At 52.4% G+C, this 15206-nt stretch carries 14 protein-coding genes and 1 other RNA gene; 5 read left to right on the top strand and 10 right to left on the bottom strand.

The annotated features are described in order from the left end of the window. Position 1: 1 nt before the first annotated feature. Together ACFO1S_RS22710 and ACFO1S_RS22705 are read right to left on the bottom strand one after the other, a co-directional pair. Entirely contained in the window at positions 2-1081 is a 1080-nt protein-coding gene (locus tag ACFO1S_RS22710) for a DUF294 nucleotidyltransferase-like domain-containing protein (RefSeq protein ID WP_204601669.1), read from the bottom strand. A gap of 41 nt (positions 1082-1122) precedes the next feature. Then, positions 1123-2481 (bottom strand): ammonium transporter, encoded by a 1359-nt coding sequence (locus ACFO1S_RS22705; protein WP_378127632.1) that lies wholly within the window; start codon positions 2479-2481, stop codon positions 1123-1125. 362 nt (positions 2482-2843) lie between these two features. Between ACFO1S_RS22705 and ACFO1S_RS22700 the strand changes: the two genes are divergently transcribed. After that, positions 2844-3326: a MerR family transcriptional regulator gene (locus ACFO1S_RS22700; protein WP_378127631.1), complete on the top strand. Its 483-nt coding sequence runs from the start codon at positions 2844-2846 to the stop codon at positions 3324-3326. 40 nt (positions 3327-3366) lie between these two features. Next, positions 3367-4056 carry a zinc metallopeptidase gene (locus tag ACFO1S_RS22695; protein ID WP_204601671.1) on the top strand — a complete coding sequence of 230 codons (690 nt, stop codon included), beginning with the start codon at positions 3367-3369 and terminating at the stop codon, positions 4054-4056. 58 nt (positions 4057-4114) lie between these two features. Here ACFO1S_RS22695 and ACFO1S_RS22690 read toward each other — a convergent pair whose 3' ends face one another. Further along, a complete protein-coding gene (locus tag ACFO1S_RS22690) occupies positions 4115-5017 on the bottom strand; it encodes a LysR family transcriptional regulator (RefSeq protein WP_204601672.1) in 903 nt (300 codons plus the stop codon). A gap of 109 nt (positions 5018-5126) precedes the next feature. Between ACFO1S_RS22690 and tpx the strand changes: the two genes are divergently transcribed. Beyond that, positions 5127-5639 (top strand): thiol peroxidase, encoded by a 513-nt coding sequence (gene tpx, locus ACFO1S_RS22685; RefSeq protein ID WP_204601673.1) that lies wholly within the window; start codon positions 5127-5129, stop codon positions 5637-5639. A gap of 78 nt (positions 5640-5717) precedes the next feature. Here the strand turns inward: tpx and ACFO1S_RS22680 are convergent, their stop codons facing one another. From ACFO1S_RS22680 to ACFO1S_RS22665, 4 genes are all read right to left on the bottom strand, one after another. Beyond that, positions 5718-6089 (bottom strand): DUF1499 domain-containing protein, encoded by a 372-nt coding sequence (locus tag ACFO1S_RS22680; RefSeq protein ID WP_204601926.1) that lies wholly within the window; start codon positions 6087-6089, stop codon positions 5718-5720. Positions 6090-6177: 88 nt separating this feature from the next. Continuing rightward, a non-coding RNA gene (ssrS, locus tag ACFO1S_RS22675) (6S RNA) lies at positions 6178-6360 on the bottom strand. Between the two features lie 37 nt (positions 6361-6397). Next, positions 6398-7168, bottom strand: a complete 771-nt coding sequence (locus ACFO1S_RS22670; protein ID WP_204601674.1) for a YesL family protein — start codon at positions 7166-7168, stop codon at positions 6398-6400. 45 nt (positions 7169-7213) lie between these two features. Next, positions 7214-8842, bottom strand: coding sequence for a degradosome RNA helicase CshA (locus tag ACFO1S_RS22665; protein ID WP_204601675.1), 1629 nt, complete (start codon positions 8840-8842; stop codon positions 7214-7216). Positions 8843-9019: 177 nt separating this feature from the next. On the opposite strand from ACFO1S_RS22665, the gene ACFO1S_RS22660 reads away from it, so the two are divergent. Together ACFO1S_RS22660 and ACFO1S_RS22655 are read left to right on the top strand one after the other, a co-directional pair. Continuing rightward, positions 9020-9850: a YitT family protein gene (locus tag ACFO1S_RS22660; protein ID WP_378127630.1), complete on the top strand. Its 831-nt coding sequence runs from the start codon at positions 9020-9022 to the stop codon at positions 9848-9850. Positions 9851-9960: 110 nt separating this feature from the next. Beyond that, positions 9961-11133 (top strand): putative glycoside hydrolase, encoded by a 1173-nt coding sequence (locus ACFO1S_RS22655; protein WP_204601676.1) that lies wholly within the window; start codon positions 9961-9963, stop codon positions 11131-11133. A gap of 494 nt (positions 11134-11627) precedes the next feature. Here the strand turns inward: ACFO1S_RS22655 and ACFO1S_RS22650 are convergent, their stop codons facing one another. Genes ACFO1S_RS22650 through ACFO1S_RS22640 form a run of 3 tightly spaced genes read right to left on the bottom strand, consistent with a single transcriptional unit; the run spans position 11628 to position 15204 of the window. After that, on the bottom strand, positions 11628-12587 hold the full coding sequence (locus ACFO1S_RS22650; RefSeq protein WP_204601677.1) for an ABC transporter permease: 960 nt from the start codon (positions 12585-12587) through the stop codon (positions 11628-11630). Then, complete coding sequence (locus ACFO1S_RS22645; RefSeq protein WP_204601678.1) at positions 12588-13664, bottom strand: ABC transporter permease; 1077 nt, start codon at positions 13662-13664, stop codon at positions 12588-12590. It abuts the gene before it with no gap. Beyond that, the gene (locus ACFO1S_RS22640; RefSeq protein ID WP_204601679.1) at positions 13657-15204 is read right to left on the bottom strand and encodes an ABC transporter ATP-binding protein; all 1548 of its coding nucleotides are present in this window, start codon (positions 15202-15204) and stop codon (positions 13657-13659) included. The genes ACFO1S_RS22645 and ACFO1S_RS22640 overlap by 8 nt, the downstream gene beginning before the upstream one ends. Positions 15205-15206 lie beyond the last annotated feature (2 nt).

Raw genomic sequence — 15206 nt, 5'->3', positions numbered from 1 at the left:
TTTACCTCCCGCCGAACCGGTACTGCAGCTCCCTCTGCACCTTGCGCTGCATTTTCGACCCTGTCTTCAGCGCTTTCTTCAAGGGACCGATCATTTCCTTTGTCAGTCTGGAAGCGGGAATTTTGCCCGACCCGACGATCCGACCGCCTTCTTCCGTAACGGAGGCATACAGCCTGAGCTCCAGAAACAAGGTGAACGCTTCGATGGCTTCCTTGGCCTCGTTCTCCTCAAGTGCTCCGGCTCGGAGCAAGGCCCGGATTCGGTCCAGCGTGCTCGTTTCGTGAATTCCCGCTTGCATGGCCATCAGCCTGAACGCATTCACCATTGGAATATAAGCTCCGTATTTGATATCCAGACTGCCCGCCTCTTCGCCGTATCGTTCCTTCAACAATTGCCCGAATACCCCGACGAGGACTTTGTGGCGAAGCGTATTTTCCAGCATTCTGTGCGCGATGACGGGGTGTCGGACCAGATCGTTAAAATATCGGTCCCTCAGAAGCTCAGCCAGCGTTCTGTCGCCCCACACAGGTCTGCCGTCAGCTGCAATCAGCAAATATCTGACGTTCTCCCAATTCGGCTCCGCGAACCAGTGATCGATTCGGCGCGCCCATTCTTTTACGGACAAACACCACTGCGGGTTCGAGGCGATAACATTGCCTTCGCACGGCGGATACCCGATGACGACAAGAAATTCGACAGCCTTCCCGGCCAGCTTAAGAAAGTAATCCCTGTTGCGTACCTCGTCCGCTTCATCGCTTGCGTCTGAGTAGATCAGTCCGCTGTCTTGATCGCTGTGCATCGTTTGCTCGAAACGCCCGCCGCTGCCGTATAGCATATACGCGTAAGGCACGGGAGGGGCGCCAAACCCCGACCGTGCCATATCGTTCTCCGCAAGCATGAGCGCACGAGCTATTAGAGCATCGTGAAGCTCGTTCAGCGTTACGATCACCTTGTCGGCTGGAGAATCGGCAAGCCGCTCTTGAAGACACTTCTGCTCCGTTTCTCTAGCCGAGCTTAGCTGCTCAAGGGTCCTGGCGCCGGCGATTTCAAGCAAACGCTCTTCCCACTCGAGATTGCGCATGCGGTATATACCCTCCTGTGATTATGCCGGCGAGAGATGGCTTATACAGATGTGCCGGCTTTTTTCATTTGCTCCGGGTAACCGTAGGTTCCGTGCTCGCTCAAGTCCAGACCGATGATTTCTTGCTCTTCGGTCACGCGGAAGCCGATCACTTGCTTTACGATCCACAAGACGATGAAGGAAGCAGCGAAGGCGAATGCGCCGCACACGACAACCGACTCGAATTGTACCCACAGCTGCCCCCAACCGCCGCCTTCGAACAGGCCCGCTTGGCCTACGCCGACTTTGGCGGACAGCTCTTCCGTAGCAAACAACCCATTCGCCAACGTTCCCCAGATTCCTGCCGCGCCATGAACGGAAAGGGCATAAATCGGATCATCGACTTTGATCTTCTCAAAAAACTTGACGCTGAAGAATACAAGTACGCCCGCTACCAAACCGATTACGACAGCCGCCCAAGGATCAACGAACGCACAGGATGCCGTGATCGCAACCAGACCTGCCAGAGCTCCGTTCAGCGTAGCCGTAATGTCGGCTTTGCCCGTAACCAGCCAAGAGATAAGCAATGCGGCAACCGCGCCGGCCGCTGCGCCTAGCTGCGTATTGAAAGCAACGAATCCGAAGAAGCCGTCGCCGATCGCTACCGTGCTGCCTGCGTTGAATCCGAACCAGCCTACCCAGAGAATAAGCACGGACAATGCGGTGAACACTTGGTTATGACCCAGAATTTCGTTGGCGGAGCCGTCCTTGTTGAATTTGCCGATACGCGGCTTAAGCAGAATCGTTGCCGCCAATGCGCCGATCGCACCTGTCAAGTGAACGACAGTCGAGCCCGCGAAATCCTGCGCGCCGTCCGCAGCCAGCCAGCCGCCGCCCCAGATCCAGTGAGCGACTACAGGATAAATGACCGATACGAAGAACAAGGTGAAGATCAGGTAAGAGGACAATTTCGCCCTTTCCGCGAAGCCTCCCCATGCAATGGAAAGCGATACTGCCGCGAATGCGAGCTGGAAAACGAAGAATACGCTGTCCGGCAAGCCTTCGCTATTCGAAATCTCCGGTGTAAAGAAGAAGTTGCCCAGACCGATAATTTTGTTTAGCGATTCGGAAGCATCGCCGCCGAACGTAATCCCAAAGCCTACTGCCCAATAAACGATAGAAGCAAGGCCGACAGTGAAAATGGTTTTACCTGCAACGTGTCCGGCATTTTTCATCCGGGTCGAACCGGCCTCCAGAAGAATAAAACCGCCTTGCATTAACAGAACAAGAATAGCCGCCAGCATTACCCATAAAGCGTCCAATCCCATATTAAGCTGCGTTGCCGAAGGTTCCTCGGCGAAAGCGATTGTCGGGAAGAGCATAAGCAGCGCACCCACAGACACCAAACTTTTCTTGATCACAACGACCACTCCCTACGTGTAATGTTTCTTAACATCTTAAGAAAGGCTTAGTGTCATTATAGGTTGATCTTTAGCATTTGACAATACACTTTATGCAAAAAAGTTCAAGAATTCCACCGAAAATCTAACATTAATCTGATTTTGTAGTCTCAATGTTAGGATTTAGCCTCATTAACATCTATAATATGGGAATTTTCTATTGGAATTCTCTTTCGTATGACGGAAATACCTGACACGGTGGTGGGCGATGTGAAATGATCTATCGCAATTCTGGATTCGCATCATTTGACCCTATGCTGCAAGCCCAAGCCTCACGTTTGACTGTACGCTTCGCCATTCGGTATGATGAAAGAAATGAGATCATGAACACCAGAAAGAAGGAAATCTTCATGCGCAAAGAACCGACCGACACCCAGCGCTTTTACCGAATCGGAGAGCTGTCCGCATTGGCCGGGATAAGCCCGCGCACCATCGATTACTACACAAGCTTCGGCCTTCTGTCCCCAGCCAAGCGTTCAAGCGGCAATTACCGCTTATACGACGAGGACACGCTGAGCCGAATTCGTCGTATTGAGCAGCTGAAGAGGCAGAAATATTCACTCGAGGAAATACGCGACCAGTTCGATACGCTTAATCAGATTGCAGCCGACAAGATGGTCACTCAGAAGCTCACAGAGCTGCAGACCCATCTGGCGCAGCTGGAGCGCGAGGTAAAGGAACTGGAGCCGGTTCTGGATCAGTTAAAGCCCAGACAAGCGAAGAAGCTTTTCCAGGCGATTACGCCGCAGACTGCGGCTTGCGTAGAGGCCCTTGTGCTGCTTTTGGGGAAAAGTAACTTTATGTAACGCTTGATCGATCAAGCGAATATCATGGAGGTGCTTCGGCATGCCTTGGTTTTTTCACCCGATGGATTTTCTCATCATAATCGCTTTCGCCGTTTCGCTTTGGGCCCAATTTCGGGTCAGCAGCACCTTTAATCTCTGGGCGCAGGTACGCGCCTCCAGCGGAATGAGCGGCTACGAGGCGGCGAGAAGGCTCCTGGATCGCAATGGCCTTTACGATGTTTCCATTGAGCGTGTGCCCGGCAAGCTGTCCGATCATTACGATCCGGCAGCGCGAGTCGTCCGATTGTCTCCGTCCGTCTACGATCAGAGCTCGATCTCCGCGATTTCCGTAGCCTGTCACGAGATCGGACACGCCATTCAGCACCAGCACGCCTATCCCATGCTCACGCTTCGCCATCGAATGTTCCCCGTCGTTCGTTTTGCCTCCGGACTTGCCCCCCTTCTGCTTATCGGAGGCTTCCTGTTTCAATCCCTCAACCTGATCGGCGCGGGAATCATTTTCTTCACCGCCGCAGTCGCCTTCCAGCTTGTCACCTTGCCCGTCGAATTTAACGCCAGCTCACGTGCGCGAGACCTAATGATCTCAGAAGCGCTAATTACACGAGATGAGGAACGGGGAGTCGCCAAGGTGCTTAATGCAGCCGCCCTGACATATGTGGCCGCCGCTCTGATCTCCCTGCTTGAGCTGGTGAAATATATCCTGATCTTCAATAGCAGCAATCGGGAATAACAACGCAAAGAAAGGGGCAGCCCAGTACGATGGCTGCCCCTTCTCTATGAAAGAAATGCTAAAGTGATTTGTATTGGTTCTTGAAAAAATCCAGCAGAAACATGTGAAACATTTGAACAACCAAAGGAAGCTTCTCTCCGGATCTTCGGATCAATCCGATCGTTCGAGTGACATGCGGCTCGCTGATCCGGACGACGGCAGGCATCATCGAGCTTGTTTCGTACATGGCCATCTCCGGCAGTAGACTCACGCCCATCCCCGCCGCAACCAAGCCTCTGATCGTCCCTGATTCTTCCCCTTCAAATCCGATTTTCGGCGTAAACCCGGCCTCCTTGCAAGCCTCCCACACAATCGGACGCAGCGAATACCCAGAGCTGAACAGGACGAAGGTATCCTCCTTAAGCTCACTTAAATTCAGCGACGGCTTCTTCGCCAAAGGATGCGAATTGGGCAAGATCGCAAACAGATTTTCCGTCAGTACGACTTCGCCGGTGACTTGTTCGTTCTTCTCCGGAAAAGGAGAAATGAACGCAATGTCCACCTCCGCATCTACGACATCACGGATTAGGGATGGATACATCCCCTGGCGGAAACGGAATTTGACGTTAGGATGCAGCTTGCGGAATGCCGCTACGACTTGCGGCACCAGATGGATGCCTAAGCTGTGCGGAAATCCGAGCCGAATTTCGCCGACCTCAGGATCGAGAAATTCATGGATCTCCATGACGGCCCGATCCAGGTCGCCCAGTATGCTCTCCGCACGACGCAGAAAGAGTTGACCGACAGGCGTTAACTGGACGTTGCGCCCTCTTTGCATGAACAAACGTATGCCCAACTCTTCCTCCAGCCGATGAATCTGGCGACTAACCGCTGATTGGGCAACATGAAGCTCTTCCGCAGCTTTCGTGACATGCTGCAGCCGCGCAACCTGCACGAAATATTCTAATTGCCTCAGTTCCATACGATCATCCCTTCTCCATCGAACCGCTTGTTCCAAGGATTGGACAAGGGTATTCCCTAAAGATTATAATAATTACGGCAAGCCTTATCAATGAAGGAGGAACTAAATCATGTCCCAAGAGCGTTCCGTATCGTTTAAAGGAAACCCCATCACGCTAGTCGGCCCGGAGCTTAAGCCCGGAGACTCCGCTCCCGCCTTCTCGCTGAACAAAAACCTGCTCGAATCTTCTTCCTTGCAGGATTTCTCCGGCAAGGTCAAGCTTATCAGCGTTGTTCCCTCCATCGACACGGGCGTATGCGATGCGCAAACCCGCCGTTTCAATGAAGAGGCTTCCAAGCTTGGCGACAATGTCGTCATTCTCACGGTCAGCGCCGACCTTCCTTTTGCTCAAGCCCGCTGGTGCGCTGCCGCTGGCGTCGATCGCGTATTCCTTCTTTCCGATTACAAGGATAACAGCTTCGGCAAAGCTTACGGAGTTTTCATTAAAGAATTCCATCTGGACATGAGAGCCATCTTCGTCATCGACGGCAACGACAAGATCGCCTACGTGGAAGTCCTGAATGAAATGACAGAGCATCCGAACTACGAAGCAGCGATCGCCGCAGTCAAGAGCCTGCTGTAATCTTAACAAAAGCGCATGACAAAAGCGAGGAACGGCCTGACGCCTTCCTCGCTTCTTTATGTTTACCGAAGCGCAGATCTAAGTCTTGAAGTTAGCAAGCTTACGATCCAGTACGCTATAAATTTCCTGAATGTTGCGATAATTGGCCCCCAGATCGCCAAGCGATCCACGGGAAGCCGAGTAGATATCCACTGCCGTATTGCCCGGGCCTGTACCGACGACCTGAATCGTGATATCCATCGTCCGACCGGCCATCGATTTCTTCTCCATTACGATCTCGCCGACCGTTTGAACCTCATGGAGGACCTTGTAGCCCTTCATTTTCTTCAATATGGAGCTTACTTCTTCCCAAGCACGATCCTTCGAAAGGCGGTAGTAATGAGATTTAAGCTTGGGGTCTTTTGCCTTGTCGCTCGTATGTTCGTGGCTGCGGATTAATCCAATCAGCATTCGCTTCAAAACGCTCTCTCCCTCCGAGTACCCTTGGCGCTACATTCTATCATACCACGCCTTACCCGGGGATTAAAGCCCATGAATAGAAAATCCCGCCATTGCCGTCCGACGTGCATGTTTCTGAACCTGCTTTGGCAGGTGGGTGCCCGCAGCTCGGCTTTTGACTTCCCTTTTCGAGGGCCTGTCAGCCGCCTGGCGATGTAGAGCTCCCTGGAAACAAACATTGGTTCAAAACAATTAAGCGCCGTAACGTACAGGGCAGGAGTATTCCTATTATAATCAGGCAAAGCGCAAAAGTAAAATGTTTAACTCTGGGATTTTTTGTCCTCTCCGGATTCCGTCCCGTCCTCGTCAGCCGTCTCGTTCGCTTGAGCCGCTTCGGCCGCTTCCTTCAACAGCATCATCTTCTGAATGACCAGGTTGAAGTTGTAGAACGTATAGACGGAAATAATGCTGCCGAAGAAAAACGGAAGCAAGAACGTAAATCTCATGCTGATGAATAGAACCGCTACCGCTCCGACGGCCATGATCAACGAACGAATAGGCCGTCCGATCGTTAGAATCAGAGCGTTCTTGAACAATTGAACCGTTTTCATATGAAAATGGGACAACAGCGAGAAGAAGTGCAGCAAGGAAATCAGCAACAGGATCATCAACGCAACAAACAAATACGCAAGGATCTGAAAATCGGTGAGCTGCTTGAGATACACCTGGAAATCGATAATCAGGATCGCAAACAGCAAAGCATAAAAAATGCCGCCGATCATGGCTTGAAGATAATTCTGCTTATAGCTGCGGAAAAAGGTTTTTAACAGCGGTACGTCCACATCCCCAAGCACCCACTTCCGGGCAACCGAGAACATAGCCGAGGTTGCCGGAAACAAGGTGAAGGGAGAAACAATTGCAAGCGGGATTACGACCGCTTGCAATTGCGCTACGTTTTCCGCCGTCAAAAACGCAATCATCATCAACCAAAATGGGAACGAGGTGAGAAGCCACAGCACGTTTGTTACTGACAATCTCATGATCCACTCGGACAGCTTGTAGAAGCCGCCCATCATGCCCCGCATTTCCATGGGGATTCCTCCCTGATGACCGTTCGTTTATCTACGGCTACTGGTTTAGATCTTTACGAAATCCTCGCTCTGCGAGCGGTTGCCGCCGCGCGAATCATCTCTGCGCTCCGGACGGCCGCCGCCGCCGCGATTGTCGCGGTATCCGCCGCCGTTATCGTCACGATTGCTGCCGTAGCGGCTGCCGCCGCTGTAAGGCTTGCGCTGGCCGCCGCCATAGCTGGAGCCTCTGGAATCGCCGCGACCTTGACCCTGTCTCCAGGAGCCTTGACCGCCGCCGCTTCCGTAACGGCGTCCGCTGCTGCCATAGCCGCTGCCGCCATTGCGATTGCCTTCGAATTTGCGTTTCTTCGAACGAACTGGATCTTCAGGAGTCAACTCGATGTTGACGTCCTTCTTATCGCCGTTCATTAGCTTCATCGCTGCAGCAAGCAATTCAACGGAATCGTATTGCTCCAGCAATTGCATGGCAACCCACTTGAACGGATTGACGTCTTCTTCCAGACGAACGGTATCCATAATGCGCTCGGCCAGCAAGCGTTGCTTGCCTTCCATCGCTTCCGACAATGTCGGCAGCAGCTTCTTCGTAATCCGGTGACGGGTAACCTTCTCGATAAAGTGAAGGTGATCCGTCTCGCGAGCCGTCACGAACGACCACGACGTTCCTTCTTTACCTGCGCGTCCGGTACGGCCGATTCGGTGAACGTAACTCTCCGGATCTTGCGGCAAGTCGAAGTTAATAACGTGCGTTACGCCGGATACATCAAGACCGCGCGCCGCGACATCCGTCGCAACCAGAATATCGATGCTTCCGTCGCGGAATTTCCGCATGACGGCATCCCGCTGGTTCTGGGACAGATCGCCGTGAAGACCGTCGCAAGCATAGCCGCGCTTCATAAGTCCTTCGGACAATTCCGCTACCCGACGCTTCGTACGACCGAAGATGATCGCCAGCTCCGGCGGCTCCATATCGAGCAAGCGGCAAAGGCCGTCGAACTTCATGCGCTCTTGAATTTCCACGTAGTACTGCTGAATCGACGGAGCGCTCAGCAGCTTGGATTCAACCTTAACGTGCTCCGGTTCACGCAGGAATTGCTGGGCCAGCTTCTGAATGTTCGCCGGCATCGTTGCCGAGAACAGCAAGGTTTGGCGCTGATCCGGTACGAGCTTCAGGATGGATTGGATATCCTCCATAAAGCCCATGTCCAGCATTTCGTCCGCTTCGTCCAGTACGACGGTTTGCACGTCGTCCAGGCGAATCGTCTTGCGGTTGATGTGGTCGAGAAGACGACCCGGTGTTCCGATAATAATCTGCGGCTTCCGTCTTAATGACCGGATTTGACGTGAGATGTCTTGACCGCCATATATAGCCAAGGAACGCAGTCCCTTGAAACGTCCAAGCTTCTCAATTTCTTCCGATACCTGAATCGCGAGCTCGCGAGTAGGCGCCATGATTAAAGCCACGATGCGGTCTTCCGATGCGGCGATTTTGCTGATTAGCGGAATGCCGAACGCCGCGGTCTTGCCAGTACCCGTCTGGGCCTGCCCGATCATGTCCTTGCCTGCAATGGCTACAGGAATAGCTTTCGCTTGGATTGGGGTCGCCTCTTCAAATCCCATCTCCGATATGGCTTGAAGAACATCCGGCTCCAAACCAAACTCTGCAAATGTGCTCAAACTTTTTCAATCTCCTTCTGTGTTGGGCCTTCAACTTACGGCTTCCAAAAAATGATCAGTTCATTATAGCACAAACCTGCTTGTAAACTCCAGCCTCAGGAAATAGGTACCAGCCGAATGAGCCATATTTCCTAGGGAATCCTATTGAAGAATATCCCATCGCATGCGAGGAGTGCTATGATGAAGAGGTTTACCATAATCGGCCCCATATTTTTGATGATAATCAGCGCCGCTTCCGTCGGCTTTGGATTTCAACTTCTTCTTATTCCCGAAAAGCTGCTGAGCAGCGGGCTTTCCGGCGTTGCCATGGTGATCGGCTATTGGACCGGCTGGAACATCGGCTGGCTTTATTTTGCCCTGAATATCCCCGTCCTTCTATGGGGATATTTTGCTCTTGGCAAACGCTTCGTCACCCTAAGCATTGTCACTGTAGTGTCAACGGCTTTTTTCTTGCAAGTCATCCCCATGATTAAGCTGACCGACGATCGTTTGCTCGCTTCCGTATTCGGCGGCGTGCTGGTCGGGCTCGGAACGACGGTAGCGCTTCGCTACGGAGGTTCATCAGGCGGCTTTGACATCATCGCTTCTATTATAACACGTCATCGCAATATCCCGATTGGCCTCCTCACTGTTCTGTTAAATACGTTGGTTGTGGCTGCGCTAGGCTTCCTTAAGGAGGACTGGAACGCGGCACTTTATTCTATGTTGTCGATCTACATAACGGGAAAAATGATTGACGCCGTCCATACGCCCCATCACAAGGTAACGGCATTTATTGTCACGAACCATACGCAGCAGCTTGTATCCAGTTTGCTGAAGCTGCCCCGAGGGGTTACCATTGTGAAAACCCGCGGAGCGTTCACCAGCGAGGAGCGAGATATGCTGATGACGGTCACAACCCGCTTTGAGCTTGCCGAACTGCGTAAAATGATTAAAGAAATCGATGCGAAAGCCTTCGTAAATATCGTTCAAACCATTGATGTCATCGGTGATTTTCGCAGAAGATAAATTTTTTTAGAGATTCCGTTGATTTTCCACAAAATACTACAAAATACCTGTGTCGACTCTCCCCTAACTCGTTTATAATCTTGTTACAGAGCTTATGGGGAGAGAATAAAATGAATATTTTTTTAACCTTTTTACTGCTTTTTAACAGCGCTTTCGGCGGAGGCCATTCGGGAAGCGCAGCCTCCGGCAAGTTATGGAGCGCCATCAGCACAGCTATGCATCAGCAACCGGGTCAACCGGGTTCAACGAACGGCATTGATGATCCCTCCCCCGGCGCCGGCGATCCGCAGCCTGACGCTCCTGTCATCAAGGGCATTTATGTAACGGCCTACAGCGCCGGCGGTGAAAGAATGGCGAGTCTGCTGGACCTTTTGGACAGAACGGAACTGAATTCGATGGTTATCGACATCAAAGACGATTTGGGCAGCATCACCTACAAGACGACGAACGCGACGCTGCAGGAGTTGGGAAGCCCGCAGCCGTATATTAAGGACATCAACAAGTTGATGACAACGCTGGAGCAGCATGAGATTTATCCGATCGCGCGAGTTGTTGTCTTCAAGGACAGCGTATTGGCGAAGAAGCACCCGGAATATTCCTTTATTCAGAAGGACGGCTCCATCTGGCAAAATCGGAACAAGGACAAATTCGTTAATCCGTATCGCAAGGAAGTGTGGGAATACAATATCGAGATTGCGAAGGAAGCGGCAAAGCTTGGCTTCAAAGAAATTCAATTCGATTACGTCAGGTTCCCTGAAGGCTTCGAAACTAAAGCGGACGGCCTGAAGTTTACAAAAAGCGAATTAAGTCGCGTCGATATTGTCACCGGTTTCGTGGAGTATGCGAAGAAGGAACTGGAGCCGCTGGGAGTCAGGGTATCCGTAGATATTTTCGGCTATGCCGCATCGGTGCCTGCAGCCGAAGGCATCGGCCAGGACTTCACTGGAATTTCCAGTGCCGTGCATGTGATCAGCCCGATGATCTATCCAAGCCACTACAGCACGGGCTGGTTTAAGCAGAAAGATCCCGATAAAGCACCCTACGCGACGATCAAAGGAGCCATGGACGACACCCACAAGAAGCTCGAACCGTTAGGCGACGACAAACCGATTATCCGGCCATGGATTCAGGATTTTACGGCCAAGTGGCTGGGCAAGGGCCATTATGCGCAGTACGGACCCGCAGAGGTGCAGGCGCAAATCAAAGCGCTCAACGACAGCGGCGTCGAAGAGTTTCTGCTCTGGAATGCAGGCAACCGATACACGGAAGGCGTCAAATATTAGCATAAGCAAGGGAGAGACCGGACTCGCGGTCTCTCCCTTGCTTATTGCCGGAGGAAACTTCCCGTAGAGATTTCCATGGAGCTGACTCAAAAGTAGTTAAATTAACTCACCATGATTAAAAAAAATGCTTAAACAACAAAAATGTTGGTACAGGGGATTATGAACTGTGGCCCGGGAGATGGACACTTTGAAAAAGAGCCCTCTCCGGGTCAAAAGTTCAGGTTGGTACCTCCATTTTACCAAATAGCGATTTCTTTTTACGTTTCTGTGGGCTTTTTCTTCCCTCAATCGATGAAAAAAGAGGGCATGTATCTCCTGGAGGAGCGGAGCGTTGGCCTTTGCAGTCGTGAAATTTCCTCGTTACGAGTTTACAAATTCAAAATTTCACGAATGCAACAGCCACCGGAAGGGGATATATGCCCGCAAAACCATAATCGATGTAAAAGAAAGAAGCTGCTCAAAAGTTTAGCACTTTGAGCCAGCCCCATTTCTTTTTATCGTTTGCCCGGGTAATAAGCTTCCCCCAGCGCACCTGGAGCCTTCGATCGTCCTACTGCTCCAACGAGTACCAATATCGTCAGCACATAAGGCAGCATATAGATGAATTCCGCAGGCACATGGGCAGTGATATTGAACAGTTGCAGCACGTTGTTGATCGACTGGGCAAATCCGAAGAACAGGGCCGCTCCCATAGCGCCTAACGGATTCCACTTGCCGAAGATGACCGCTGCGAGTGCGATAAAGCCTTGCCCCGAGATGGTATTATGCGAAAAGGAGCCCGTCGTGGTCATCGCGATGGTTGCTCCGCCGATTCCGGCCAGAATTCCGCTCATCAATACGGCAGTATAACGCATACGCAGCACCTTGATGCCGACTGTGTCCGCAGCGCTTGGGTGCTCGCCGACGGAGCGAAGGCGAAGCCCAAAAGCGGTCTTGTACAGCATATAGAAGATAACGCCGACCAGAATGAGAGCTAGGTAGGTCGTCGGGTAAGCATTGAATATGCCGTCTCCGATAATGGGAATATCCGACAGCAGCGGGATCTTCACTTTATGGAACACTTCATTGACAAGCGAGGTTTCCCCTGCGCCTTCGAACAGCAGCTTCACCAGATAAAGTGTCGAGCCCGCTGCAATGAAGTTAATTACAATCCCGCTGACGACCTGGTCCGCTCTGAAGGTAATTGTTGCCACCGCGTGGATTAGCGAGAACAGCATGCCGAAGATCGCTCCGGCAATTACGCCCATCCAAGGCGAAGCCGCTCCGAATCCCGCCTCCTGCGCTTTGTAAGCCGCCACTGCAGCGGCGAACGCGCCTGCGGTCATCAATCCTTCCAGACCGATATTGACAACGCCCGACCGCTCCGACAGAATTCCGCCAAGCGCGGCCAGGATTAATGCGGTTGAAAACACGAAAGCGGTATTCAGCATATGTCCTATCGTTGCCGCATCCATCTAGACCGCCTCCTCTTTGCGTTTCTTCCGCGGTATCCGTTTCAGCAGCCAACGGATAATACCCGGAGCCGCGACGAAGAAAATAACCGATCCGATGACGATTCGTATGATCTCTGGAGGCACGTCGGCTCCGAAGCTCATACCGGCAGAGCCGTACGATAATGTCCCGAACAAAATGGCTCCAAGCAATATGCCGAGCGGATTATTTCCTCCGAGCAAGGCGACAGCAATCCCGTCGAACCCATGTCCGGTATGGCTCGCCGCGATAACCTGATTGTGAAATACGCCGAGCACCTGAAACACGCCGGCCAAGCCCGCCAAGCTGCCTGAGATGAACATCGCCTTGACGATGCCGCGTTTGACATTGATCCCCGCATAGGCTGCCGCATCCGGGTTGGTGCCGACAACGCGCAATTCGAAGCCCTGCTTCGTTCTCCACAGGTACGCATAGAAGAACACGACTGCAAGTACGGCCGCGAACATGCCCCAGTGCATTCTCGCGTCATCCATAAGACGAGACAGCCAGCCAATCGTCACCGAAGCCGAGTCCTCTACCATGTAGGATCTGCCTTTTCCCGGCTCCAGCAGGAAGCGATTAACCAAATAATTCGCAAGGTGCAGCGCAATCCAGTTCAGCATGATCGTCGTAATGACTTCATTGACGCCCCGGGCCGCTTTCAAATACCCGGCGATCATGCCCCAGACACCGCCGAAGATCGCTCCGACAATAACAGCAAGCGGCGCGTGAATATATACTGGCAAATTAACAGTGACTCCGATAATCGTCGCACCTGTCATTCCCATAATATATTGCCCTTCGGCTCCGATATTGAACAGCCCTGTACGGAAAGCGAATGCGACAGCCAAGCCGGTAAAGAGAATCGGCGTAATCGCCGTCAGCGTCTCGCCGAAATCATAGCGATTGCCGAACACCGTATCCAGCAAAGATCGATAGGCCAGAATCGGATCATAGCCTCCGATCAACATGATGATGGCACCCACAATCAAACCTAGAACGATCGCGATGAGCGGCACGTAAGCGGATTCCTTTGTGAATGCTTTGATGAGTTTATTCACTCTCGGAGCCTCCTTGCGTTCGCTTGTAGTCCGTCATCATAAGCCCGAGCTCCTGATCATTCGTTTCCGAAGGTTTGACTTCCCCGACGATACGGCCTTCATACATAACCGCGATCCGGTCGGACAGCTGAAGAATTTCATCCAGCTCGTACGAGACGAGCAGAACCGCCTTGCCCATATTTCTCTGCTCGACAAGACGCTTATGAATGAATTCGATCGCACCGACATCCAAGCCCCGAGTCGGCTGCGCCGCAATAAGCACATCCGGATTTTTGTCTACTTCCCGGGCAATAATCGCCTTCTGCTGATTGCCGCCGGACAAGGCTCTCGCATCGGTCATGATTGTAGGCGTTCGAACGTCGAAATCCTGCACGAGGCGCTCCGCATGATGGCTGATCGCCTTATAATCAAGAAAGCCTTTTTTGTTGAATTGCGGCTGATAATACGTCTCGAGCACCATGTTTTCCCGAACGGGAAAATCAAGCACGAGCCCGTGCTTGTGACGGTCTTCCGGAATGAGCGAGATGCCGGCTTCCGAGACGACCCGCGGCTTCTCGCCCGCGATGCTCGCTCCAGCCATCTTGATCGTACCGCTGCTGACGCCTCTCAGCCCGGTCAGCGCTTCAATCAGCTCGCTCTGACCGTTGCCTTCCACGCCTGCAATCCCGAGGATCTCGCCTCTTCTAAGCGCGAACGACGTTCCGTTAAGCGCATTCAAGCCTTGCCGTCCTTTCACGACCAGACCTTCCACTTCCAATATCGGCTCGCCGAGTACCGCATCCTTTTTGTCGAGCTTAAGCGACACTTCCCTGCCGACCATCTTCTCGGCCAGCTGGCTCGGATTCGTTCCCGCTACCGGCAAGCTGTCAATGACTTTCCCGCGGCGCACAATCGTGACGCTGTCGGCGATCGCCATAATTTCCTTGAGTTTATGAGTGATCAGAACAATCGATTTGCCTTGATTTACCAGATTGCGCATGATGACCAGCAACTCGCTGATCTCCTGCGGCGTCAATACTGCCGTAGGCTCGTCGAAGATTAATATATCCGCCCCGCGATACAGGGTTTTTAATATTTCGACCCGTTGCTGCATACCAACCGAGATTTCGTCGATCTTGGCGAACGGGTCCACATTCAAGCCGTATTGCCTGGACAATTCTTCGACTTTCTCATAAGCGCGTTTCTTGTCCACTGCGAGCCCCATCCACTTCCTTGGCTCGCTTCCGAGGATGATGTTTTCCGTTACGGTAAAAGGGTGCACCAGCTTGAAATGCTGATGCACCATTCCGATACCTAGTTTGATCGCCTTGTTAGGCCCGTCGATGACGACGGATTGCCCATTTACGTAGATTTCCCCCTCTTCCGGCTGGTAGAGTCCGAAGAGAACGTTCATCAGCGTCGATTTGCCGGCGCCGTTCTCGCCGAGAAGGGCATGAATCTCGCCCTTTCTCAGCGTGAAGTTGACGTGGTCATTCGCGACGATGCCGGGAAAACGCTTCGTAACGTTGCGCATTTCTACGACTGCTTTCGCCTGTTCCATTG

It is taken from the genome of Cohnella boryungensis (assembly GCF_042651945.1).
GTDB classification, from domain to species: Bacteria; Bacillota; Bacilli; order Paenibacillales; family Paenibacillaceae; genus Cohnella; species Cohnella boryungensis.
This window is presented reverse-complemented; position numbering and strand designations above follow the sequence as displayed.

Bases quoted from the DNA above. Each gene is read 5' to 3' on its own strand.
- ACFO1S_RS22655 (WP_204601676.1), top strand. From the start codon at position 9,961: ATGAATATTTTTTTAACCTTTTTACTGCTTTTTAACAGCGCTTTCGGC.
- ACFO1S_RS22695 (WP_204601671.1), top strand. From the start codon at position 3,367: ATGCCTTGGTTTTTTCACCCGATGGATTTTCTCATCATAATCGCTTTC.
- ACFO1S_RS22650 (WP_204601677.1), bottom strand. From the start codon at position 12,587: ATGGATGCGGCAACGATAGGACATATGCTGAATACCGCTTTCGTGTTT.
- ACFO1S_RS22690 (WP_204601672.1), bottom strand. From the start codon at position 5,017: ATGGAACTGAGGCAATTAGAATATTTCGTGCAGGTTGCGCGGCTGCAG.
- ACFO1S_RS22660 (WP_378127630.1), top strand. From the start codon at position 9,020: ATGATGAAGAGGTTTACCATAATCGGCCCCATATTTTTGATGATAATC.
- tpx (WP_204601673.1), top strand. From the start codon at position 5,127: ATGTCCCAAGAGCGTTCCGTATCGTTTAAAGGAAACCCCATCACGCTA.
- ACFO1S_RS22680 (WP_204601926.1), bottom strand. From the start codon at position 6,089: ATGCTGATTGGATTAATCCGCAGCCACGAACATACGAGCGACAAGGCA.
- ACFO1S_RS22670 (WP_204601674.1), bottom strand. From the start codon at position 7,168: ATGGAAATGCGGGGCATGATGGGCGGCTTCTACAAGCTGTCCGAGTGG.
- ACFO1S_RS22710 (WP_204601669.1), bottom strand. From the start codon at position 1,081: ATGCGCAATCTCGAGTGGGAAGAGCGTTTGCTTGAAATCGCCGGCGCC.
- ACFO1S_RS22700 (WP_378127631.1), top strand. From the start codon at position 2,844: ATGAACACCAGAAAGAAGGAAATCTTCATGCGCAAAGAACCGACCGAC.
- ACFO1S_RS22640 (WP_204601679.1), bottom strand. From the start codon at position 15,204: ATGGAACAGGCGAAAGCAGTCGTAGAAATGCGCAACGTTACGAAGCGT.